Raw genomic sequence first — 23,304 nt, 5'->3', positions numbered from 1 at the left:
ATGGAATTCTTCAGAATCAAGCGGGACATTCCGTTCATGCGGTATGTCCTGCCTTTCAATATCCTCTCGATCGTCCTGTTCGTGCTGGCGGTGTTCTTCCTGGTCACGCGCGGCCTGAACCTCTCGGTCGAATTCACCGGCGGTACCGTGATGCAGGTGCAGTACGCACAGGCACCCAATCTGGAGGGTGTGCGCTCGCGCGTGGCCGCGCTGGGCTACTCGGACATCCAGGTGCAGAACATCGGCACCGCGCGCGACGTGCTGATCCGCCTGCCGGTGCAGCAGGGCGTGACCTCCGACCAGCAAAGCCAGCAGGTGCTCGAAGCCCTGCGCCAAGGTGACGGCGGCGTGCAGCTGCTGCGCAACGAATTCGTCGGCCCGCAGGTCGGCGACGAACTGGCCACCAATGGCCTGCTGGCGCTGGCCTTCGTGGCCGCCGGCATCGCCATCTATCTGGCGTTGCGCTTCGAGTGGAAGTTCGGCATCGCGGCGATCATCGCCAACCTGCACGACGTGGTCATCATCCTGGGCTTCTTCGCCTTCTTCCAGTGGGAGTTCTCGCTGGCGGTGCTGGCGGGCGTGCTGGCGGTGTTCGGCTATTCGGTCAACGAGGTGGTGGTGATCTTCGACCGCGTGCGCGAGATGTTCCGCAAGCACCGCAAGATGACGACGCGCCAGGTGCTCGACCACGCCATCACCAGCACCATGAGCCGCACCGTCATCACCCACGCCTCGACCGAGGCCATGGTGCTGTGCATGCTGTTCTTCGGCGGCCCCAGCCTGCATTACTTCGCGCTGGCGCTGACCATCGGCATCGTCTTCGGCGTCTACTCGTCGATCTTCGTCGGCTCCGGCCTGGTACTGTGGATGGGGGTGACGCGTGAAGACCTGGTCAAGCCCCAGAAGGCCAGCCACGACCCCAACGACCCGAACGCCGGCGCAGTGGTCTAGCGCCTATTCACTCCATCCAAGGAGTCGCGAAGCCATGGAAAGCCTGTCCAATCAAGACACTCGTCGCAGCGCTTATGTCGATACGCGCAAGACGGGCAACGCCGAGTGGGCCGATTTTTCATGGCATCCCGCAGGGTTGGAGCCGGAGCGGGCCGCCCGCAGCGTTGACAATCCTCGCAAGGCATACGGCCTTGCGGCGGTTGCCGCTTCACGCTCGGCCCCTCCTGGCTCCAACGCGATCTCCTCGGATAGTGTGGACAGGCCCTAGGGCTTGTCCACCCCCAGCCGCACGTCCCACCAGCCCAGCGCAGTGCAGGAGGCCAAGATGCAGCAAAGCGGTTCCATCGAAGCGGATGACCTGGCGCGCATGGCCAGGCAGCATTTCCTGCAGAACCTGTGCGGCAGCATTCCGGCGCTGGACAAGCTGGTGCTGCGGCGCTTCGAGTCGGTGCCCGAGGACGATGCTGCCAAGCTGCAGGCCGACAAGGCCTTCTCCCCGCAGGAATGGCGCCAGGCTTATGCGCGCCAGCGGCGCGACTGGGCCCAGGGCCTGCTGGCCATCTGGCGCGAGGCGTTCACACAGCACTCGGGCCAGAGCGGCCTGCAGACGCTCGAGGACGCTGCCGAACCCGAAGACCTCGAACTCATCAGCGATGAGGCCATCGAGAACCTGATCGCCTCCTCCAAGCTGACGCTGCGGATCGCCGAGCGGGTCGATCCGCAGTTCGCCGAGTTGCGCAAGCGCCTGCGGGGCCTGCGCCAGCCGGAGCTGCAGGAGCGCGATCCGATCCGTCCCTCGGTGATCGTCGAGAACCTGTTCACGGCCTGGCAAAAGGCCGGCATGCCGCAGCACAGCCTGACCTGGGCCATGGATACCATCGCCGGTGATTGGGCGGCCCTGCTCTCGCAGGCCTACCAGGTGGCCAACACTTTCCTGGATGAGCATGGCGCCAAACCGGTGGCGGCGGCGCGCCCCGCACCACCGCCGGCCGCTCTGGCTGGCGGTGGTGGCGGTATTGGTGGCGGCGGCGGTAGTGGGGCCTATCCAGGCTCTCCACCGGGGCTATCGCCCTCGGACTGGGCGGGTGCCGCGGCGGCAGGTCCGGGTGGCATGGCATCGCAGCCACCCTCGCACTGGATCCACGCACCGCAGGGCGGCGGGCCGACCGGCATCGCCGCGGCCGGCTACCTGGCACCGCACCTGTACGCGCCAGGCGCGGGCGTTGCCGACATCATGCAGCAGCCGGCGGCGATGTTGCCGCCGCTGCATGCGCCCCAGGCACAGTTTGGCCAGAAGGCCCTCGAACAGGTGCAGGCGCTGTGGCAAGACGTGCGGGCGCGCCTGGCCCAGGTGGTCGGCGTGGGCGCGCAACCCGGCGGCCAGCAACCCACCCACCTCTCCACCAACCTGGCGCAGGTGCTTAATGTCCAGCAGGCGCAAGGCATCGCCAACCTCCATGGCGTAGTGGTGCAGACCGCTTTCGTGCGCTCGCCGGCCGCTGCCGGTGCGCAGATTGCCGAGCTGGCGCGCCAGCAGTCGGAGGCCATCCGGGACAAGGCCGGCAAGCCCAACGAGAAGGCCATCATCGAGATGGTGGCCCTGATGTTCCAGAGCGTGCTGGCGGAAGACCGCGTGCCGGCCTCGGTGCGCGTGCTGTTCGCGCGCCTGCAGGTGCCGGTGCTGCGCATCGCGCTGGCCGAGCCGGAATTCTTCAGCGACATGAACCACCCGGCGCGCCGCCTGATCGACCGCATGGGCAGCGCCGCGATGGGTTTCGACGGCGCGGATTTCCAGGGCAGCGTGCTGGAGACCGAGTTGCGCCGGCTGGTACAGATGATCGAGCAGTACCCGGACACCGGCTCCAAGGTGTTTCAGCTGGCGCTGGCCGAGTTCGAGAAATTCCTGCGCAAGTTCCTCACCGAGAACCGCAAGGCGGGCAAGGCCATGTCGGTGGCGCAGCAGGTCGAGGAGAAGGAGACCCTGCTGGTCAAATACACCATCGAGCTGCGCAAGATGCTGCAGGACATGCCCATCAAGGACGAGGTGCGCAGCTTCCTCTTCAAGGTCTGGGCCGAGGTGCTGGCCGTCTCGGCCGTGCGGGTCGGCCCGCAGGACGAGGAGACGCTGCGCTACAAACGTGCCGCCACGCTGCTGGTCTGGGCCACCAGCGCCAAGACCAGCGCGCGCGAGCGCAGCCGCGTCGCGCAGGCCCTGCCCCGGCTGACGCGGCGCCTGCGCAAAGGGCTGGCACTGGTGGGCGTGGTCGACATGGCGCAGGAAGCGGCGCTCGGCCGGTTGCTCGGGCTCATCAGCGAAGCCTTCCTGGCCAAGACCCAGACGCTCGCCCCGGGGCAACTGCGCGCCATGTCGCGGCGCCTGGAGAACCTGGAGAACTTCATCAGCGCCGAGGGCGTGGACGACATTCCGCTCAATCCCGAGAACATCGAGCTGATGCTGGGCATGGATGCTTCCAACCTCGTGGTGCTGCAGCCAGCGGATGCCGAGGCACTGAAGGATGTGCCCACCGAGCTACTGGCATGGGCCGGCAGCCGCGAGCTGGGCGGCTGGTACACCCTGGCACCGGCTGCCGACGCCAAGGGCCCCAACCGCGCGCGCAGCAGCGGGGATGACGGCAATGGCGATGATGGCATCCGCCTGCAGTATGTCTGGCACAGCCGCCACAAGCACCTGCACCTTTTCTCGTCATCGGCCGGCAGAAGCTACCTGATCAAGCTCAAGACCCTGGCGGGCTATTTCCACGCCGGCCAACTGGTGCCGCTCGACCAGGAAGGCCTGATGCTGCGCGCCACCCGCCAGGCGCTGACGCAATATCAGGCGCTGACGCAGCACCAGAGCCTGTCGCCACCGCCGGCGGCCACCACGGCGCCGGCCGAGCCGCCGACACGCACAGCACAGTAGCCGCCCACAGCCGGCTCATGATGGCGACGCCGGAGAGCGCCACCAGAAATCCGGCCGCTCGTATTGCTCGCGCAGGAAGTCGATCCACAGTCGCACCCGCAGCGGCATGTGTTTGCGCTGCGGAAACACCGCATAAATGCCATTGGGCGGCGCGCGGAATTCCTCCAGAAGAGGCACCAGCCGGCCGCTGGCAATGTCGGCCTCGACCTCCCAGGTACTGCGCCAGGCAATGCCGTGGCCGGCCAGGCACCAGTCGTGCAGCACCTGGCCGTCGGAGCAGTCGAGTGCGCCACGCGGCTTGATGTGGATGATGTGGCGCTGCACGGCTGGCGCGCCGTCCTGCTGCTCGCGGGTAGCGTCCGGATCCTGCGGCACCGCAAAGGCCCAGCCCCGGCTTTGCGAGGCCTCGCTGGAGAGGCCCAGGCAATTGTGCTGCTGCAGTTCGGCCGGCGTGGCCGGCACGCCATGCCGTGCGATGTAGGCGGGCGCTGCCACGCACAGGCGCCGGTTGTCAGCCAGGCGCACGCTGATCAGCGAGGAATCGGGCAGGTCGCCGACCCGCACCGCGCAGTCATAACCCTCGCCGGCCAGATCGACCAGCCGATCGCTGAGATTGAGCGAGACGCGCACCTCCGGGTGCTGGGCATGAAAGCGCGGCACCAGCGGTGCCACGTGGCGACGGCCAAAACCGGCCGGCGCGGTCAGGCGCAAGTGGCCCGTGGCCTTGACGCTGCCGGCCGAGACGTTGGCCTCGGCATCGGCCAGTTCGGCCAGCAGGCGCTGGCAGTCCTCCAGAAAGGCCGCACCTTCGCGCGTGAGGCTGATGCGGCGCGTGGTGCGCACCAGCAGCTTGACGCCCAGATGCGCCTCCAGCGCATCGAGGCGGCGGCTGACGATGGCCGTGACCACGTCCTCGGCCTTGGCCGCAGCCGTGAGGCTGCCGCGGGCCGCGACATTGACGAAGGTTTCAAGGGCCTTGAGCCTGTCCATGCTGGAGATCACCGTCACGCAACCGCGACTTTTGTGAAAAAGTAAATAGTAAATGGATTTGAAGGCGCTTTATTGTCACATCAATATGGAATAAAGTGTCCAGTCCATGCTGGTCTCAGAGCATGTTCCTGTTCACGGGCATCGATGACGCCCTTGCCAGGAGCGCTGCGCCGGCATACAAGGAATCCAAGGAACAACCGATACCGCCCTAGAACTGGAGATCCACACCATGACGACGACCCAACGCACCACCCTCCACGGCCTGCAGGTTGCCAACAACCTGAAAAGCTTCGTGGATGAGCAAGTCCTGCCGGGCACCGGCATCGACGGCAGCGCCTTCTGGCAGGGCTTCGACGCCCTCGTCAAGGATTTTGCACCGCGCAACGCGGCCCTGCTGGCCGAGCGCGACCGCTTCCAGACCGAACTGGACAACTGGCACCTGGCCAATCCCGGTCCGATCCGGGATCTGGCCGCCTACCGCAGCTTCCTCGAAGGCATCGGCTATATCGTGCCAAGCCCTACCGATGCCAAGGCCACCACCACCAACGTCGACGACGAGCTGGCCGTGCAAGCCGGCCCGCAGCTGGTGGTGCCCATCCTCAATGCGCGCTATGCCCTCAATGCCGCCAACGCGCGCTGGGGTTCGCTCTATGACGCGCTGTACGGCACCGATGCCATCCCCGAGGACGGCGGCGCCGACAAGGGCAAAGGCTACAACCCGGTGCGCGGTGCCCGGGTGATCGCCTTTGCCCGCCAGTTTCTCGACGATTCCGCCCCGCTGGCGGCCGGCTCCTACAAGGATGCCACTGGCCTCGCCATCGAAGACGGCCAGCTGGTGGTGCGCCTGGCCGGCGGCCAGAGCACGCGCCTCAAGGCCCCCACGCAGTTCGCCGGCTACCAGGGCGATGCAGCCAGCCCCTCGTCCATCCTGCTGGTGCACAACGGCATCCACATCGACATCCAGATCGACCGCAGCACGCCGATCGGCAAGGACGATGCCGCCGGCATCAGCGATGTGGTGCTCGAGGCCGCGCTCTCGACCATCCTCGACCTGGAAGACTCGGTGGCCGCCGTCGATGCCGACGACAAGGTCGCCGCCTATGCCAACTGGCTGGGCATCATCAAGGGCACGCTGAGCGAGGAGGTCAGCAAGGGCGGCAAGACCTTCACCCGCACCCTCCATGCCGACCGCGAGTACACGGGCGCCGATGGCCAGCCGCTCAAGCTGCATGGCCGCTCGCTGATGTTTCTGCGCAATGTCGGCCACCTGATGACCAACCCGGCCATCCTGTGGGGCGAGGCCGGCCAGGAGATTCCCGAAGGCATCATGGATGCCGTCATCACCACCGCCATCGCCATCCACGACCTCAAGGGCCATGGCGAGGGTGGCATCCGCAACTCGCGCAAGGGCTCGGTCTACATCGTCAAGCCGAAGATGCACGGCCCGGCCGAGGTGGCCTTCGCCAACGAACTCTTCGGTGCCGTCGAGAAGCTGCTGGGCCTGCCGGAGAACACCGTCAAGCTCGGCATCATGGACGAGGAGCGCCGCACCAGCGTCAACCTCAAGGCCTGCATCGCGGCCGCGCCGGCGCGCGTGGCCTTCATCAACACGGGCTTCCTCGACCGCACCGGCGACGAAATCCACACCGTCATGCAGGCCGGCCCGGTGCTGCGCAAGGGCGACATGAAGTCCAGCGCCTGGATCGCCGCCTACGAGAAGAACAACGTGCTGGTGGGCCTGTCCGCCGGCCTGCGCGGGCGCGCCCAGATCGGCAAGGGCATGTGGGCCATGCCGGATCTGATGGCCGAGATGCTCAAGGCCAAGATCGGCCACCCCAAGGCCGGCGCCAACACCGCCTGGGTGCCTTCGCCCACCGCCGCCACGCTGCATGCGCTGCATTACCACCAGGTCGACGTCAAGGCGATCCAGGAAGAGCTGGAGAAGACCGCCTACGAATCGGTGCGTGACAGCCTGCTCGCCGACCTGCTGACCATCCCGGTGGTGGCCGATGCCACCTGGAGCGCCGCGGAGCGCCAGCAGGAGCTGGACAACAACATCCAGGGCATCCTCGGCTACGTGGTGCGCTGGATCGACCAGGGCGTGGGCTGCTCCAAGGTGCCCGACATCAACAACATCGGCCTGATGGAAGACCGCGCCACGCTGCGCATTTCCAGCCAGCACATCGCCAACTGGCTGCTGCACGGCGTGGTCAGCGAGGCCCAGGTGCACGAAACCTTCGAGCGCATGGCGGCGGTGGTGGACCAGCAGAATGCGGGCGATCCGGCCTACCTGCCGATGGCCGGCCACTTCGAGACCTCCTATGCCTACCGCGCCGCCTGCGACCTGGTGTTCAAGGGCGTGGCGCAGCCCAGCGGCTACACCGAGCCACTGCTGCACGCCTGGCGCCTGAAGTTCAAGGCCAAGGCCTGAGAACCTGTTGACTCTGCCCGACGGGCAGGCTCCAAAGCAAAAGCCGCTCCAATGAGCGGCTTTTTTCACCTTGGCTGCTGCGTCGCCCTCATGGACGACGCCGGACCGATCAGGGCTTGGGGCTGGTCGGGAAAGGCCAGGCCGCCTTGGGCTGCAGCGTGGTCTTGACCACCGGCTTGCTGGCGGCGGCCTTGGCAGGCTTCTTGGCGGCGGCCGGCTTGGCTGCCTTGGCCGCAGGAGCGGGTTTGGCAGCTGCCGACTTGGCCTTGGTGGTGGGCTTGGCAGCAGGCTTGGGCGCGGCAGCGGTCTTGGCTGCTGCCTTCGGAGCCGCTGCGGCCTTGGTGGTCTTGGTGGTTGTCTTCACAGCCTTGGGGGCGGAGGCTGCAGGCTTGGTGGCGGGCGCGGCGGCGGGCTTCTTGGCCACGGCCTTCTTCACCGCCGGCGCCTTGACCGCCGCCGTCTTCTTGGCAGCCGGAGCGGCGGCCTTCTTGGCAGGAGCCTTCTTCGCCACCGGTGCAGCCGTCTTCTTCACGGCCACTTTCTTGGCCACGGGCTTCTTGGCTGCCGGCTTCTTCACTGCCGCGGCAGGCGCGGCGACCTTGGCCTCGGCGACCGGGGGGGTGGCCGGCTTGCTGGCGGCCTTCTTCACAGCCACGGTTTTGCTGGTCTTGGCCGGCTTGGCGGCAGGCTTGGTCGCAGCGGGCTTGGCGGCGGCCTTTGGAGCGGCTTCGGCTTTCTTGGTGGCGACTTTCTTCGCTACAGGCGTTGCATCAGCACTTTTCGCCTTTTTGGTTTCTGCAGGCTTCTTGGCCACCGGCTTGCTCGTGGCAGGCTTGGCTGCAGACTTTTTGTTGGTCGCCATCAAATTCTCCTATTCCAAGAAATACATTGATTGATAACGCAAATGAGGAGGGCCGAATGTCCAATCGATTGTCGAGTCCATATGCAATCCCTGCACCCATGGAATCCCATCCAGATTACGTCTTGGGCGATTCTCACGTCAAGCAGACCCCTCGTCCAGCGCAAGGCAACGATTTTATTGTCAATAAATGTAACAAGTTGCTTTTTCAGCCAATTCGAGGCGCCCATCGATATTCATCGCACCCTATTCGGGCATTTGACGGGTTTATCGATTCAACCGGTGAGCGTCAGGCAAAGACGCGAAATCCGCGGACATGCCGACCGGCCGGAACCGGATTTTCCGCATTCATGTCCATCGCCCGGGGCCTGTTCACACAGGCGGTGCCGGCACGCAGGCAGCCAATACCGGTAGCGATGCGGCCGAGCGGATGCCGAATACGACTAAAGTTGAATGAATCGCCGGTATTCCATGCGGCCCCGCGGCCACTCAATTACCTACAATTTCCATACCGGTGGCGGCGATTGCGCGTGCATCACGGCACCATCGATAATCCAGGAGACCATCCCATGCCCAACAGCCCCTACGATCAGCAGCTCGACAAAACCGCCGCCAATTTCTCGGCCCTGAGCCCGCTGGATTTCATCCGGCGCACCGCCGAGGTTTATCCGGAGCGCCTGGCCGTGATTCATGGCGATTTGCGCCGCAACTGGGAACAGACCTATCGGCGCAGCCGTCAGCTCGCCAGCGCGCTGCAGCAGGCAGGCATCGGCAAGAACGACACCGTGGCGGTGATGCTGCCCAATACGCCGCCGATGGTCGAAGCGCATTTCGGCATTCCGATGGCTGGCGCCGTGCTCAACACGCTCAATACCCGGCTGGATGCGGAAACCATTGCTTTCATGCTCGATCATGGCGAGGCCAAGGCCTTGATCGTCGATCCGGAGTTCGCCCGGCTGATCGCCCGCGCGCTGCCGCTGCGCAAGCGCGAGCAACCGCTGAAGCTGATCACGGTGCAGGATGCGCTGTTCGGCCCGGCCACCGCCGAATGGCCCGATGCGCAGGACTATGAGGATTTCCTCGCCGGCGGCGACCCCGACTTCAACTGGCAGCGCCCCGCCGACGAATGGGACGCGATCGCGCTCAACTACACCAGCGGCACCACCGGCGACCCGAAGGGCGTGGTCTACCACCACCGCGGCGCGGCGCTCAACGCCGTCTCCAACATACTGGAATGGGACATCCCCAAGCACCCGGTCTATCTGTGGACGCTGCCGATGTTCCACTGCAACGGCTGGTGCTTCCCATGGACAGTGGCGGCGCGGGCCGGCATCAACGTCTGCCTGCGGCGCGTCGATGCCGCGGCCATCTTCGATGCCATCCGCGACCATGGCGTGACGCATTATTGCGGCGCACCCATCGTACACAGCCTGCTGGTCAACGCGCCGCCTTCGCTCAAGGAGGGCGTGCCGGCCGGCGTCAAGGCCATGGTGGCCGGCGCCGCACCGCCGGCCTCGATGATCGAGGGCATGGAGGAGCTGGGCTTCGATCTCACCCATGTCTATGGTCTCACCGAGGTTTATGGCCCGGCGACCGTCTGCGCCAAGCACACCGACTGGGATACGCTGGAGATCGGCGCGCGCGCGCAACTCAATGCCCGCCAGGGCGTGCGCTACCACCTGGAGCAGGAAGCGCGCGTGCTCGACCCCGAGACGCTGGCGCCGGTACCCTGGGACGGCGAGACCATGGGCGAGATCATGTTCCGCGGCAACATCGCCATGAAGGGCTACCTGAAAAACCCGGCCGCCACCGAGAAGGCCTTCGCCGGCGGCTGGTTCCACTCGGGCGACCTGGCGGTGCAGTACCCGGACGGCTACATCAAGATCAAGGACCGCAGCAAGGACATCATCATCTCCGGCGGCGAGAATATCTCCTCGATCGAGGTCGAGGACGTGCTCTACCGCCATCCGGCCGTGCTCGGCGCCGCGGTGGTGGCCAAGCCCGACCCGAAGTGGGGCGAGACGCCCTGCGCCTTCGTCGAACTCAAGGAAGGCGCCGACGTGACGGCCGAGGACATCGTCGCGCACTGCAAGCAGCACCTGGCCGGCTTCAAGGTGCCCAGGGCCGTGGTGTTCGGGGCACTGCCCAAGACCAGCACCGGCAAGATCCAGAAGTTCGAGTTGCGCCGCCAGGTCGGCTCGGCGCAGGCGATCGACATCTGACGCCGGGTCCGGAACACCGCTGGCACGCGCCGGCATGGCGGACATGGGGCAAATGCAACACTTGCCACCATGAAGGGGCCCTGCGCCCGCCCCGAAACGGGCCGCACGGCCAACATCCGCTATGCTTGCACGGTGTCCAACAACCGCCGAGCGCTTTCACCACAGTGAGCTCCGACCAGCCTCCCCCGCGACCTGCGGAAAACCCCGACAAACGCAGCCTGCGCCAGCGCATCGCCGAACTGCTGCATCCCGCGCCGGACTCGACCGACGCGCTGATCGAGGTCATCAACGCCGCCGAGGGCAATGACGTCATCGATGCCGACGTGCGCATCATGCTCGAACGGGTGATCCGCATGGCCAGCCTCACCGCCGCCGACGTCATGGTGGCGGCGCCGCGCATCGACATGCTCGATGCCAACGCGCCTTTCGAGGACAACCTGCGCGAAGTCATCCACACCGCACATTCGCGCTTTCCCGTCTACCAGGATTCGCGCGAGAACATCATCGGCGTGCTGCTGGCCAAGGACCTGCTCAAGCTCCAGCGCGCGCCGGAGCTGAACGTGCGCGCGCTGCTGCGCCCGCCGCTGTTGCTGCCCGAGTCCAAGCGCCTCTACGACCTGCTGCGCGAGTTCCGCCTGCACCGCAACCACATGGCGGTGCTGATCGACGAATTCGGGCGCATCTCCGGGCTGGTCACCATCGAGGACGTGCTCGAGGAGATCGTCGGCGAAATCGAGGACGAGTTCGACATTCCCGAGGATGAGGGCGACATCTTCGCGCTGGCCGACAACAGCTGGCGCGTCAGCGGCGACACCCCCATCGAGCGCGTCGAGGACGCCTTCGAGGTCAGGCTGCTGCCCGAAGAGCTCGAGGACGAGGTCGAGACCATCGGTGGCCTGGTCGCGCACCAGCTCGGCCACGTGCCTTCGCGCGGCGAGAGCCTGCATCTGGGTGGCCTGAACTTCCTGGTGCTGCACGCCAGGGGGGGTGCGGTGCGCTGGTTCCGCGTCAGCCGCCTGCCGAGCGACGCGGCCGAAGCCGGCTGAAACACCACCGGGGTCGGTGACGGCGCCGGCGCAAGCAAAGGTGCGCCAGCGTCGGCGAACGGCCGCACCAGGGCCGGTCGCCCTGCCAAAGGCGGCACAATGGGCGGCATCGCCAACCCGCCCCGAGCGCCTGCCATGTCCTACCTCGTCACCGAACACCGCCTGATCCGCTTTGCCCGCCTGTTGGCCCTGGTGCTGCTGCCGGTGCTCGGCGGCCTGCAGGCCTGGGCGTTGGCAGACCGGCAGGGCCAGGCCCACTGGTGGGTGCAGATCGCGGCGATGGCCGGCTTCTTCCTGTTCCTCGACGGCAGCCGCAGCCTGCGCCAGGCGGCCTGGCGCAGCTGGTGGTTCGCCACCAGCTGGCTCGCCGGCGTGTTCTGGTGGCTCTTCATCTCCATGCATACGTATGGCGGCCTGCCGGCGCCGCTGGCCGCCGGTGGCGTGCTGGCACTGGCCGGGGCACTGGCGCTCTACTATGTGCTGGCAGGCATGCTGTACTGGCAGTTGCGGGTGCGCAGCTTTCTGGCCAGTGCACTGCTGTTCGCCGGCTGCTGGACGCTGGCCGAACTCGCGCGCGGCCAGTTGCTGACGGGTTTTCCATGGGGTGCGGTGGGTTACGCGCAGATCGACGGGCCGCTGGCCTGGCTGGCGCGCTATGTCGGCGTCTATGGTGTGGGTGCCTCGGCCGCCGTGTTCGCGGCGCTGGCAGCCTTCGCGCTGATGGGCGTGCTGGGCTACATCCTTGGGCGCTTCATCAGCGTCTCGCGCCTGCCGATCAGCCTCCCGCGCATGCTCTCGGCCTTCGCCTGGCTGGCCTTGCTGGGCGCTGCCGGCCATTTCGGCCACCAGTGGCAGCTGCGCCAGTTCGCCCGGGTCGACGCCGCCCTGCAGCAGCGCCCGGCGGTTTCGCTGGCGCTGCTGCAGGGTAACATCCCGATCGCCGAAAAGTTCGACATGCAAACCGGCGTGATGGAGTCGCTGCAGTGGTATGGCGGCCAGTTCGTCGACAGCCGCGCCGACCTGGTCATCGCCCCGGAGACGGCCATCCCGGTACTCAAGGAAATGCTGCCGATCGGCTATTACGCCGTCGTCACCGCGCCGTTCCTCGCGGACGACGCAGGCGGCGGACGCGCCATGCTGACCGGCATTCCGCTGGGCAACCCGATCGATGGCTACACCAACTCGGTCGAGGGCTTCCAGCCGGGCGCGCCGGTCTACACCTACAGCAAGCACCATCTTGTGCCATTCGGCGAATTCGTGCCGCCGATGTTCCAGTGGTTCAACGACATGATGGACATCCCGCTGGACGACTTCAGCCGCGGCGCCGCGGTGCAGGCACCGTTCGAATGGAAGGGCGAGCGCTTCGCGCCCAACATCTGCTATGAGGATTTGTTCGGCGAAGAGCTGGCACTGCGCTTTGCGGATGCCGCGCAGGCACCCACCGTGCTGGTCAACTTCAGCAATATCGGCTGGTTCGGCAACGGCGCGGCGGTGGACCAGCACCTGCACATCAGCCGCATGCGCACGCTGGAGCTGGAACGCCCGATGGTGCGCGCCACCAACACCGGCGCCACGGCCATCATCGACCACCGCGGCCAGGTGCAGGCGCTGGCGCCCCGCGCCACCCGCACGGTGCTGCATGGCGAGGTGCGCGGCATCGGCCAGGATGGCGCCGCCGCCAGCATCACGCCGTTTGCCCGCTGGGCCGGACGCTTCGGCCTCTGGCCGGCCTGGCTGGCGGCACTGGCAGTGGTGATCGCCAGCGGCGCGCTCTGGCGCCGCCTGCCGCCGATGCGCTGACCAGCCGGATCCGGGGCAATCAGGCCAGCACCACCTGGCAGCGCTGCCCGCTCCATTGCGGCAGCTCCGGCAGATCGCGCGCGCCGGCATCGGTGACGATGACGTCGATGGCCTGCGGCTCGGCATACACCACGCGGCTGCTCTGGCCGAGCTTGCTGCTGTCGGCCAGGATGATCAGGCGCCGGGCGCGCTCGCCCATGGCGCGTGCGACGGCGGCCTCGCGGTGCTCGAAGCTGGTGGCGCCGTTGACGCTGCTGAGCCCCACCGGCGAGAGCAGCGCCACATCCGCGCAATAGCGGTGGATCTCGGCCACCGTGTGGTCGCCATACGTGGCCGCCAGGGACGGCTGCACCATGCCGCCGAGCAGGATCACCTCGTTGCCCGACTGCCGCTGGGTGTCGGCCGCCGCGAGTTTCTGCGCCACATGCAGGCCATTGGTGATGATGGTCAGGCCGCTCATGGTGGAGAGTTCCTCGGCGAGCAGCATGGTCGTCGAGCCGGTATCGAGAAACAGCGTCTGGCCCGGCTGCACCAGCTGCACCGCGGCGCGGGCGATGGCGCGCTTCTCGCGCGCATGCACGCTCTGGCGCACCGCCAGGGGCAACTCCGGCTGGGGCTCGGTGGCCACCACGCCGCCATGCACACGTCGCAGTGCGCCCTGCCCTTCGAGCTCGAGGATGTCGCGGCGCACGGTCTCGCGCGACACTCCCAGGTCCTGGGCGATGCGTTCAGTGCTGACCTGATTGAAGGTCGACAGGAGGGCGCGGATGCGATGGAGACGGGCTTCTTGGATCATGGCTGGGGCGGATGAAAGGCGGCACAGGCGCCGCCTTCGCCGTGCCTCACCGTCTGTGGCGCGGACGCGTCAGCCGGTGCAGCAGCGCAGCAATGGTAGCAACAATGGCCATGATGCAGGTCGAGAACGCGGCGGCCTGCGAGGTAAAACCGGCCTCGTCGAGTCGCATCACGGTCACGGCCGCCAGCGGCAGCGATGGCGAGACCAGGAAAATCACCGCCGAGAGCGTCACCATCGAGCGCATGAAAAGAAACAGCGCCACCGCCACCAGCGTGGTGCGCACGGCCGGCAGATAGACATCGCCGAGGATGCGCGCGACGCCGCCGCCCATCACCGTGGTGGCATCCTCCAGCGCCACCGGTACGTTGCGCATGCCGGTCATCATGGTGGCATAGCCCTGGGTGTGGTAGTGGATGTAGTTGCAGAACGCGATCAGCACCGCCGAGCCATACAGCAGGCCCCAGGGCATGGTGGCGCTGTTGAAGGCGAACACGTACGAGAGGCCCAGCACCAGCCCCGGCACGGCCACCGGCATCGAGGACAGCAGTGCCGCCGCGCCCGCCAGCCGGCCCGGCATGCGCCGCACGCCGAAGGTGAGCATGAACAGCAGGACCGTGCCGATGAACGCCGCCAGCGCCGAGATCCACACCGAAGTCCACAGCGAGGTGTAGCCGCCAGCCGTGTGGATGTCGTAATGGCGCAGCGTCAGGCTGAGGTTGTAGGGCCAGAGGCGGATGAAGCTCGCCAGCACCACCGTGCCCACCACCAGCACCACGCAGGTGGCCAGCGCCGCGGATGCCAGGAACACCGGCACATCGCGCGCCGGCAGGCGCCCGGGCACCGGCGGCAGCGCCGCTTCGCTGCCCACCACGGCCTGGCGCCTGGCGGCCAGGCGCTCGACCCACACCGACAGTGCCGCCGGCAGCAGCAGCAGAATGCCGACCACTGCGCCCATGCCGAACTTCATCTGACCGCTGACTTGGTTGTAGATCTCGGTGGCCAGCACCGAAAAGTCGCCACCGATCACCACGGCGTTGCCGAAGTCGGTGATGGTGATGGTGAAGACCACGAAGGACGCGCTCAGCAGGCCATAGCGCACGCCCGGCAGCGTGATGTCGAAGAACTGGCGCCAGCCGCCCGCGCCCAGCATCTCGGCAGCCTCGTACTGACGCGCATCGCCATGGCGCAGCGCCGCGCGGATGATCAGAATGGCCTGCGGCAGCGCATACAGCACATCAGCGAGCAGCAGGCCCCAGAAGCCGTACACATCCGGGCGGATGCCCAACATTTTGCCGACCACACCATTGCGCCCGAGCAGGAAGATCAGGCCCAGACCCAGCACCAGCGAGGGCGCCAGCACCGGCAGCGACATGACCATGCCGATCACGCGCTTGCCGGGCATCGCGGTGCGCTCGATGCCGTAGGCCACCACGAAGGCCAGCAGCACCGTCAGCAGCGTCGTCGAGACGCCCAGCAACAGGCTGTTGCGCACCGCGCGCCAGACGCCGGGCGTATCCATCAGCGCCAGGTAATTGCCCAGGCCGACGCTGCCGGTGCTGTCGTCGACCAGGCTGCGCCAGGCGATGCCCAGCATCGGAATGCCGAAGAACAGCACCAGCGCCGCCATCGGCAGCCACAGACAGGCGCGCAGCAGCCAGCGGTCCAGCGCCGCGCCGGAGACATCGGGGCGGGCGGCGGGAAAAAGGCGTTGGATCATGCGCATGGGCCATCTCCTGCCGGGGCAAAGGCCTTGCCGTCGGCGCGCACCCACGCGCAGCTGGCCACGCCGGCGAGAGCCACCTCCACGGCCTCGCCTTCCTGCAGCGCAACGTCGCTGCCGGTCTCCACCAGCAGTGCGCGGCCCTGCCACTGCACCTGCACGCGCTGGATGCTGCCCAGGAAGCTGACCGCCACGACGCGACCGCCGGCACCGGCGCGCGGCGTCAGCCGCAGGTGCTCGGGCCGCACGCACAGCTCCATGCCCTCGGCCGGTGGCGGCGCGATGGGCTGGCCCTCGGCCAGCAGCTGCGCCGCCGCATCGGCGGGCAGCAGGTTGCTGTGGCCCATGAAGTCGGCCACGAAGCGCGTGCGCGGATGCAGGTACAGCTCGCGCGGCGAGCCGACCTGCTCGATGCGACCGGCATTCATGCAGACGATCTTGTCGGCCATGCTCATGGCCTCCTCCTGGTCGTGCGTGACCATCAGCGTCGGGATGCCCAGGCGCTGCTGCACCTCGCGCAGTTCCTGGCGCAAGCCGACGCGCACCCGCGCGTCCAGCGCCGACAGGGGCTCGTCGAGCAACAGCAGCGAGGGGTTGACCGCCAGCGCCCGCGCAATGGCCACGCGCTGCTGCTGGCCGCCCGAGAGCTGGCCCGGATAACGCTCGCCAAAGCCGGGCAGCCGCACCACCTCGAGCAATTCCTGTACCCGCTCGGCAATCGCCGCCGCCGGCGTCTTGCGGATCTGCAGGCCATAACCGATGTTCTGGGCGATCGTCATGTGCGGAAACAGCGAATACGACTGGAACACGATGCCGAAGCCCCGCTCACGCGCCGGCAGCGCCGCCAAGTCGCGGCCGTCCAGCGAGATGCGCCCGCCATCGGCGGCCAGCAGCCCGGCGATGATGCGCAGCAGCGTGGTCTTGCCGCAACCGCTCGGCCCCAGCAGACACACGAATTCGGAACTGGCAATGTCCAGATGGATGCGCTCGAGCGCCACATGGCCATTGAAGGTCTTGTAGAGGTTTTGGATGGAGAGGGACATGGAGGTCGAAATGGTGGGGAAGGGGCTGGCGATCGAAGGCATCACGGCAGTGCATCGCATCGCGGCGCGGCCCCGGCGCGCCGGCCGGCCGGGGCGAGTCCAGCGGCTCAGCGGCCGATGGTTTTCTGCCAGGTCGAGAGGATGGTCTCGCGGTCCCTGGCAGATTGGGCGAAGTCCATCGGGAACAGCACCGTGGAGAGGTCTTCGGGCAGGCCGGCCTCCCTGGCCGCCTTGGACTGCGGCGTGCCTGGGATCGTCACGATCTCCTTGTATTTGCCATACAGGGCCGCCGCGCTCGGCGAGAGCGTCCAGTCCAGGAAGCGCTGGGCATCGGCCTTGTTCCTGGAGGATGCCATCAGTCCCGAGGCCTCCAGCTCGTAGCCCGCGCCATCGCTGGGAATCACCATCTCGACCGGGTAGCCCTCCTCGATCGACTGCATGGCGGCAAATGCGAGCGACGTACCAATGCCGAACTCGCCGGAGCGCGCCGCCTTGCACGGGCGCGATCCCGACTTGATGTACTGCGCCACATTGCCGTCGAGCGTCTTGAGGTACTTCCAGCCCTCTTCTTCACCCTTGCCCTGCAGCAGCGCGGCAATCTGCAGATAGCCGGTGCCCGAAGACACCGGGTTGGGCATCACCACCTCGCCCTTGTAGATGGGATCGGCCAGTTCGGCCCAAGTCCTGGGCACCGGCAGCTTCTTGGCCTTGAGCACCTCGGTGTTGACGCAGAACGCCGCCATGTAGCCGGTGGTGGCAAACCATTTGCCATCTTCGGCGCGGTATTTGGCATCGAGCGCCTCGCGGCCCTTGGCCGCATAGGGCTCGAGCAGTGCCGCCACGCGCGGGTCGAGCATGTTGGTGACGGCCCAGCCCCAGATCACGTCATGCTGGGGATTGGCCGCCTCGGCCAGGATGCGCGGGCCGAGATCGCCGGTGGACAGGCGCAGCACCTTGACGTCGATGTCGGGCATGTCTTTCTTGGCGGCCGCGACATAGTCCTTGATCTCGTCTTCCTCCAGTGCGGTATAGACCGTGACGGTGCCGGCATGCGCCAGGCAGGCGGCGGCGGAGAGGATCAAGGCCGTCAGGCCGTGGTGGACGGGGCGCAGGGACAGCGGATTCTTCATGGCGGACTCCATTCAAGTGCAAGCGAAGAGCAGGACAACGAAACACACCAAACTGGTGCGTTCAAATGCACCGTTTTGTGTATTTTTATGCATTTGCGTTTTTTATTGCATATGCACTAGAATGCACAAGCACATAATATGCCAATGCTTGACCTCACCGGTTGCCCACCAACGCTGGCATGCCTGAACCACCAATTCGCCACCGACCTGCCTCAGAAGGAAACCTCGCCATGGCCACCCGCTCCACCATCATGGACACCAACAGCTTCCGCGCCGAGCACGCCGCCGCGCTCGACGCCGACGAACGCCGGCTGACGGAAAAGCGCAGCAAGCTGCTGGGTGACTCCTACCGCCTGTTCTATCGCAAGCCGGTGCATCTGGTACGCGGCCAGGGCCAGTACCTGTGGGATGCCCATGGCGACAAATACCTCGATGTCTACAACAATGTCGCCAGCATCGGCCACTGCCACCCGGCCGTGATCGCCGCCGTGCACGAGCAGATGCAGCAGCTCAACACCCACACGCGCTACCTGCACGGACGCATCCTCGACTACACCGAAGACCTGCTGGGCACCCTGCCCGCCGAGATCACCAAGGCGATGTACATGTGCACCGGCTCCGAGGCCAACGACCTGGCCATCCGCATCGCGCGCGCCTACAGCGGCGGCACCGGCATCATCGTCAGCCAAGAGGCCTACCATGGCACCAGCGGCCTGACCTCGGGCGTCTCCCCCGCCCTCGGCAGCGGCCAGCCGCTCGCGGCCACCACCCGGCTGGTGCCGGCGCCCGACCGCTACCGTGTCGACGCGCCCGACCTCGGCGCCTGGTTCGCCGCCGAGATCCAGAAGCAAATCGACGACATGGCCGCGCACGGCATCCAATTCGCCGGCTTCCTGGCCGATTCGATCTTCTCGTCCGATGGCGTGCTGCCCGGCCCGGCCGGCTACCTGAAGGAAGCGGTGGAGGTGGTGCATCGCAACGGCGGCATCTTCATCGCCGACGAGGTGCAGCCCGGCTTCGCGCGCACCGGCGAGGCCTTCTGGGGCTTCGCGCGCCACGGCGTGGTGCCCGACGTCGTCACCACCGGCAAGCCCATGGGCAACGGCATCCCGGTCTCGGGCCTGCTGGCGCGCCCCGAGGTGCTGGCTGCCTTCAGCGACGACATTCCCTACTTCAACACCTTCGGCGGCAACCCGGTCTCGATCGCCGCGGCCCAGGCCGTGCTGCGCGTGATCCGCGAGGAAGGCTTGCAGCGGCACAGCCTGGAAGTCGGCGGCCAGTTGCAGGCCGAACTCGCCAAGCTGGCCGAGCGCCACGAGAACGTGGGCGACGTGCGCGGCACGGGCCTCTTCATCGGTTTCGAACTGGTGACCGACCGCGCCAGCAAGACGCCCGACAAGGCGCTGGCGCTCGACGTCGTCGAGAAGCTGCGCGAGCAGCGCGTGCTGACCTCCGTGGCCGGCCCCCATGGCAACGTGCTCAAGCTGCGGCCGCCACTGGCCTTCCAGACGCACGACATCGACTGGCTGGTCAGCGCACTCGATACGGCACTGAGCACCTGCGCGCAGCAACGTCGCAACGCGGCCGTGCCTGCCTGACATCTTGTTCACGGTCTTTTCGTGGGTTGCGCACAGATTGCAAACAAGTTCCAGAAGTTCCCGGCACCGCGCCCAAGCCGAGGCGATGGCGAGATAATGGTTTTCCCGGATTTGCAGCAACCGCCATGCTTGGCAGGAGAAGAACCATGAGTCCATCGCGCCCGCGCCAAACCCCGACAGCGACCACCGAGCCGGATGGCAACGCACCGGCAGGCCGCACGCGCCGCCCCACTGGCGCACGCGCTGCCAGCCGCGCCGTGCACCAGGGCGATGTGGCGCCATCGACCCGTCCCGCCGCGCTCGCGCGCCATGTTGCCCAGGAAGCCACGCAGGCTCGCCAGACCGAACTTGCCGAGGCCGCGCACAGCATCATCGAAGGAGCCGAGACCGCGGATGCGCGTGCGGCCGCCCTGCGCGCGCTGATCGAGGGTGCCGCTGCGGACGACCGCGCCGCACTGCGCCGCGCCCTACTCGATGGCGATGGCACTGCCGGCGAGAAAACCAATCCGGACGAGGAACTCGCCCGCGGCTGGCGCGATGGCAGCTACCCGTACAAGAACCTGCTGCGCCGCAGCGTCTACGAGAAGGAAAAGTTTCAGCTGCAGGTCGAACTGCTCAAGCTGCAGGCCTGGGTCAAGGAAACCGGCCAGCGCGTGGTCATCGTTTTCGAAGGCCGTGATGCGGCCGGCAAGGGCGGCGCCATCAAGCGTTTCATGGAACACCTCAACCCGCGCGGCGCGCGCGTGGTGGCGCTGGAGAAGCCCACGCCCAACGAGCAGGGCCAGTGGTACTTCCAGCGCTATGTGCAGCACCTGCCCACGCGCGGCGAGATCGTCCTGCTCGACCGCAGCTGGTACAACCGCGCCGGCGTCGAGCGGGTGATGGGCTTTTGCACGCCCGAGGAATACGGCGAATTCATGCGCCAGGCGCCCGAGTTCGAGCGCCACCTGGTGCGCAGCGGCATCCATCTGATCAAGTTCTGGTTCTCGGTCAGCCGCGAGGAGCAGCGCCGCCGCTTCAAGGAACGCGAATCCCATCCGCTCAAGCAATGGAAGCTCAGCCCCATCGACCAGGCCTCACTGGACAAGTGGGACGACTACACCCGCGCCAAGGAGGCCATGTTCTTCGAGACCGACACGGCCGAGGCCCCATGGACGGTGATCAAGAGCGACTGCAAGAAGCGCGCACGCCTCAATGCCATGCGCTACGTGCTGCACAAGCTTGCCTACACCAACCGCGATCTGGCCCGCATCGGCAAGCTCGACCCGCTCATCGTCGGCCGCGCCCACGTGGTCTACGAGCGCGGCGAGCGTCCCGGCGCGCTGATCTGAACGATGGCCTGACCGCGCCGCTCAGCAAGGCCGCAGGCTGCGGCCATTGATGAAGCGGCCGAGATCGCGCCGGATGTCGGCGCGCACAGCCTCGTAGTCCGGGAACTGGATGGTGTAGAGCGTGCCTTCCTCGCGCTCGACCACCACCTGCACGCCACCGATGCCGCGTCCTTCGAGCGAGCGCTTTTGCTGCTGCGCGGCCGCTTCCGACGAGAAGCGGCCGAGCGAATAGCCCTCGCCCCAGTTGCTGCCGCGCAGGCGTTCATAGGCGATGCGCTTGCTCTCGAGTTCGGCGCGCCGGGCCGTCAGCATCAGCTCATCCTCCATGCCGCCCCAGAACACCATCCAGCGCGCCGGCGTGCTGCTGCGCTCGAGCCGCCAGCTCTGCTGCGGCCAGCGCAGCAGCACTTCGCGCAGCGGCTCCATCTGCGCATCGGTGAAGCTGCCCAGCGCCATGCACTGCCTGGGCAGTTCGCGCGCGGGGGTCTCTGGCGGCGCCGCTGGCGCGGCCTGCGCCTGACTTTGCGGCTGGTTGCCTGTCTGGCTCTGCGCCTCGGCCGGGGTCTGCGCGTTGACGGCATTGGCATCGGCGCTGACGGTGGCAGGCAGCTCCTCCGCCAGCGGCGCCGGGATAGCCGGCGGCGTGGGCGGCGGCTCTGGGGCAGCAGGCGTCGCCGTCCGGGCCGTCACATCGCCCGGCTGCAGCCATTCGATGCGCTCGGGATGCAGCGGCGCGGGTGCGGCCTCGGTCAGCGACACGGCCGCCAGCGGCTGGGGCACCAGGCCGGCAAAGGCCAACCAGCCCTGCGTCCAGGCGAAATAAAGGCCATTGGCCAGCAGCAGCAATCCAAGCACGACCCGCAACATGTTTCCTCAACCCTTGCAAATTCGGTCAGACCGGTGCCTGCGCCAGGGGGCGCACGCTGACCTCGCCGCTGATGACGCGCTCGACCGCTCCATCACCACCATCGAGCAGCAGTTCTCCGGTGGCGTCCACGCCGGCGCCCAGGCCCTGCCGTCCATCGCTGAGCTGCAGCTGGCGCCCATGCAGCAGGTCGCAGGCGGCGAATGCCTGCCGGAAGGCCGCAAAGCCCTGGTGCTCGAAGCGCCGCAGGGCCTGCAGCAGCGCCGGCACGAACTGTCCCAGCAGTTGCCCCGGCTGCGGCGGCAGGCCGGTCCACTCGGCCACGCTGGCCATGGGCACCGACAGATCGGGCAGGGCCTGCTGGCGCAGGTTGAGGCCGATGCCGATGACCACATAGCGCGCGGCCGGCGCCGCAGTGACCGAGCCATCGTGCGGCTGCTGGCAGGCGGCCGTCTCGATCAGGATGCCGGCCATCTTGCGGCCCTGGCCCCGTGCATCCATGAGCCAGAGGTCATTGGGCCATTTGAGGCCCAGCCGCTGCGCGCGCGCCGGCGGCAGCGGTTGGGCGTGCGGCAGGCGCATCAGTGCCTGGACCAGCGCAACCCCGACCGCCAGCGACAGCCCGGACCAGTCCGCCGGCGCCAGCGGCACGCCCAGGCTCATGGCCAGCGAGGCCTCCGGATCACCATGCCAGGGCTTGCCCAGGCGCCCGCGGCCGGCGCTCTGACGCCCGGCCAGCAGCAGGCAGGGCGCGGCCACGCCATTGGCACAGCGGCGCATCAGTTCGCTGTTGCTCGAATCGACTTCATCGAGCCACTGCAGTGCGAAGCCGGGCCATGCCACCTCGGCGGCATGCTGCAGCTCGGACAGTTGCCAGGCTTTGGGGGCTGTCATGGCCTGGCTCCGGCCGCCTTGGCCGGCGGCGCGGCCGGCTTGCGCGCACGGCCCTTGCGGGTCATCAGCATGGTGCCGCGGCATTCGGGCGCGCCGCAGCGGCAGGCATAGGCGCGCTTGAGCGCGGTGGTCAGGCGCCCTTCGATCTCCAGCGCGTAGTCGAAGAACAGTTCCTCGCCGGCTTCGATCGGCACCAGTGCGCAGATGAAGATGCGGCCGCGCTCGTCCTCGCAGGCCTCGCAGTTGGGCGCGCAGGAATGGTTGATCCAGCGCGCCGCATTGCCCTGGGCGCCGCCATCGATGACCCAGCCGTCGTCGAGCTGGAACAAAAAGGTGTGATAGGGATCGTCCTCATTGAGCGCATGGCGGCGCTCGGCTTCCTGCCAGTCGATGCGCTCGCCCTTGTACTCGATGATCCACTCGCCCGGCTCGATGGGCCGGCAGGCGTAGACGCCCTTGCCATGCACTCCCGAGCGGCGCACCTGGATGCGGCGGCCGGGCCTGGCGGCGGCATCCGGGCGCGGTTTGCCGGCAGGGGATTTGGGTGGCATGGGCAAAACTCTGTTAATTTATAAAAAAGCGTGCGGCACGCGCCGGCTCACCGGCATGCACTGCCACGCACATTCAGCCGCCGATTGTAGAGGCGGTTTTCATTGATAACACGAGGCCTGCCGGCGCGCTGCGCAGCAGGCCACCGGGAATACCTGC

Annotated in this window: 19 protein-coding genes; 10 read left to right on the top strand and 9 right to left on the bottom strand. The window is 67.3% G+C overall.

Going from position 1 to position 23,304, the window contains the following annotated elements; translation table 11 throughout:
- From secF to EV687_RS10725, 3 genes are read left to right on the top strand one after another with little or no spacing between them, the layout of a single operon-like run.
- On the top strand, positions 1-951 hold the full coding sequence (gene secF / locus EV687_RS10735) for a protein translocase subunit SecF (RefSeq protein WP_122229993.1): 951 nt from the start codon (positions 1-3) through the stop codon (positions 949-951).
- Positions 952-985: 34 nt separating this feature from the next.
- Positions 986-1,219 (top strand): hypothetical protein, encoded by a 234-nt coding sequence (locus EV687_RS10730; RefSeq protein WP_130466489.1) that lies wholly within the window; start codon positions 986-988, stop codon positions 1,217-1,219.
- Between the two features lie 3 nt (positions 1,220-1,222).
- On the top strand, positions 1,223-3,871 hold the full coding sequence (locus EV687_RS10725) for a DUF1631 family protein (RefSeq protein WP_130466488.1): 2,649 nt from the start codon (positions 1,223-1,225) through the stop codon (positions 3,869-3,871).
- 15 nt (positions 3,872-3,886) lie between these two features.
- Here the strand turns inward: EV687_RS10725 and EV687_RS10720 are convergent, their stop codons facing one another.
- A complete protein-coding gene (locus EV687_RS10720; protein WP_122230576.1) occupies positions 3,887-4,861 on the bottom strand; it encodes a LysR family transcriptional regulator in 975 nt (324 codons plus the stop codon).
- Positions 4,862-5,090: 229 nt separating this feature from the next.
- On the opposite strand from EV687_RS10720, the gene EV687_RS10715 reads away from it, so the two are divergent.
- Positions 5,091-7,292, top strand: a complete 2,202-nt coding sequence (locus EV687_RS10715; protein ID WP_122229997.1) for a malate synthase G — start codon at positions 5,091-5,093, stop codon at positions 7,290-7,292.
- A 109-nt stretch (positions 7,293-7,401) separates the two neighbouring features.
- Here the strand turns inward: EV687_RS10715 and EV687_RS10710 are convergent, their stop codons facing one another.
- Positions 7,402-7,947, bottom strand: a complete 546-nt coding sequence (locus tag EV687_RS10710; RefSeq protein ID WP_341273257.1) for a histone — start codon at positions 7,945-7,947, stop codon at positions 7,402-7,404.
- Between EV687_RS10710 and EV687_RS19330 the strand changes: the two genes are divergently transcribed.
- The 4 genes from EV687_RS19330 to lnt all read left to right on the top strand — a co-directional run bounded on the left by EV687_RS19330 (position 7,922) and on the right by lnt (position 13,219).
- Positions 7,922-8,188, top strand: coding sequence for a hypothetical protein (locus EV687_RS19330; protein ID WP_341273256.1), 267 nt, complete (start codon positions 7,922-7,924; stop codon positions 8,186-8,188). The genes EV687_RS10710 and EV687_RS19330 overlap by 26 nt on opposite strands.
- Positions 8,189-8,720: 532 nt before the next feature.
- Positions 8,721-10,373: an acyl-CoA synthetase gene (locus tag EV687_RS10705; protein ID WP_122230001.1), complete on the top strand. Its 1,653-nt coding sequence runs from the start codon at positions 8,721-8,723 to the stop codon at positions 10,371-10,373.
- A gap of 164 nt (positions 10,374-10,537) precedes the next feature.
- Positions 10,538-11,419 (top strand): HlyC/CorC family transporter, encoded by an 882-nt coding sequence (locus tag EV687_RS10700; protein WP_122230003.1) that lies wholly within the window; start codon positions 10,538-10,540, stop codon positions 11,417-11,419.
- 135 nt (positions 11,420-11,554) lie between these two features.
- A complete protein-coding gene (lnt, locus tag EV687_RS10695) occupies positions 11,555-13,219 on the top strand; it encodes an apolipoprotein N-acyltransferase (protein WP_122230578.1) in 1,665 nt (554 codons plus the stop codon).
- 19 nt (positions 13,220-13,238) lie between these two features.
- On the opposite strand, the gene EV687_RS10690 is transcribed toward lnt, so the two are convergent.
- The 4 genes from EV687_RS10690 to EV687_RS10675 all read right to left on the bottom strand — a co-directional run bounded on the left by EV687_RS10690 (position 13,239) and on the right by EV687_RS10675 (position 17,908).
- Positions 13,239-14,015: a DeoR/GlpR family DNA-binding transcription regulator gene (locus tag EV687_RS10690; protein ID WP_122230005.1), complete on the bottom strand. Its 777-nt coding sequence runs from the start codon at positions 14,013-14,015 to the stop codon at positions 13,239-13,241.
- Positions 14,016-14,061: 46 nt separating this feature from the next.
- Positions 14,062-15,738, bottom strand: coding sequence for an ABC transporter permease subunit (locus EV687_RS10685; RefSeq protein ID WP_122230007.1), 1,677 nt, complete (start codon positions 15,736-15,738; stop codon positions 14,062-14,064).
- On the bottom strand, positions 15,729-16,778 hold the full coding sequence (locus tag EV687_RS10680; RefSeq protein ID WP_122230580.1) for an ABC transporter ATP-binding protein: 1,050 nt from the start codon (positions 16,776-16,778) through the stop codon (positions 15,729-15,731). Before EV687_RS10680 ends, EV687_RS10685 begins: the two co-directional genes overlap by 10 nt.
- A 107-nt stretch (positions 16,779-16,885) precedes the next feature.
- Positions 16,886-17,908 (bottom strand): ABC transporter substrate-binding protein, encoded by a 1,023-nt coding sequence (locus EV687_RS10675; RefSeq protein ID WP_122230582.1) that lies wholly within the window; start codon positions 17,906-17,908, stop codon positions 16,886-16,888.
- 230 nt (positions 17,909-18,138) lie between these two features.
- Here EV687_RS10675 and EV687_RS10670 point away from each other — a divergent pair, with 230 nt between their 5' ends.
- Complete coding sequence (locus EV687_RS10670) at positions 18,139-19,506, top strand: aspartate aminotransferase family protein (RefSeq protein WP_122230009.1); 1,368 nt, start codon at positions 18,139-18,141, stop codon at positions 19,504-19,506.
- Positions 19,507-19,652: 146 nt separating this feature from the next.
- Positions 19,653-20,837: a polyphosphate kinase 2 gene (ppk2, locus tag EV687_RS10665; RefSeq protein ID WP_162846626.1), complete on the top strand. Its 1,185-nt coding sequence runs from the start codon at positions 19,653-19,655 to the stop codon at positions 20,835-20,837.
- 21 nt (positions 20,838-20,858) lie between these two features.
- On the opposite strand, the gene EV687_RS10660 is transcribed toward ppk2, so the two are convergent.
- The 3 genes from EV687_RS10660 to EV687_RS10650 are packed head-to-tail and all read right to left on the bottom strand — an operon-like array spanning position 20,859 to position 23,147.
- Positions 20,859-21,692, bottom strand: a complete 834-nt coding sequence (locus tag EV687_RS10660; protein WP_165392818.1) for an SPOR domain-containing protein — start codon at positions 21,690-21,692, stop codon at positions 20,859-20,861.
- A 37-nt stretch (positions 21,693-21,729) separates the two neighbouring features.
- Positions 21,730-22,596: a biotin--[acetyl-CoA-carboxylase] ligase gene (locus tag EV687_RS10655; protein ID WP_162846627.1), complete on the bottom strand. Its 867-nt coding sequence runs from the start codon at positions 22,594-22,596 to the stop codon at positions 21,730-21,732.
- On the bottom strand, positions 22,593-23,147 hold the full coding sequence (locus tag EV687_RS10650) for an SET domain-containing protein (RefSeq protein ID WP_122230017.1): 555 nt from the start codon (positions 23,145-23,147) through the stop codon (positions 22,593-22,595). The genes EV687_RS10655 and EV687_RS10650 overlap by 4 nt, the downstream gene beginning before the upstream one ends.
- Positions 23,148-23,304 lie beyond the last annotated feature (157 nt).

It is taken from the genome of Corticibacter populi (assembly GCF_004217315.1).
GTDB lineage: Bacteria > Pseudomonadota > Gammaproteobacteria > Burkholderiales > Burkholderiaceae_C > Lampropedia > Lampropedia populi.
This window is presented reverse-complemented; position numbering and strand designations above follow the sequence as displayed.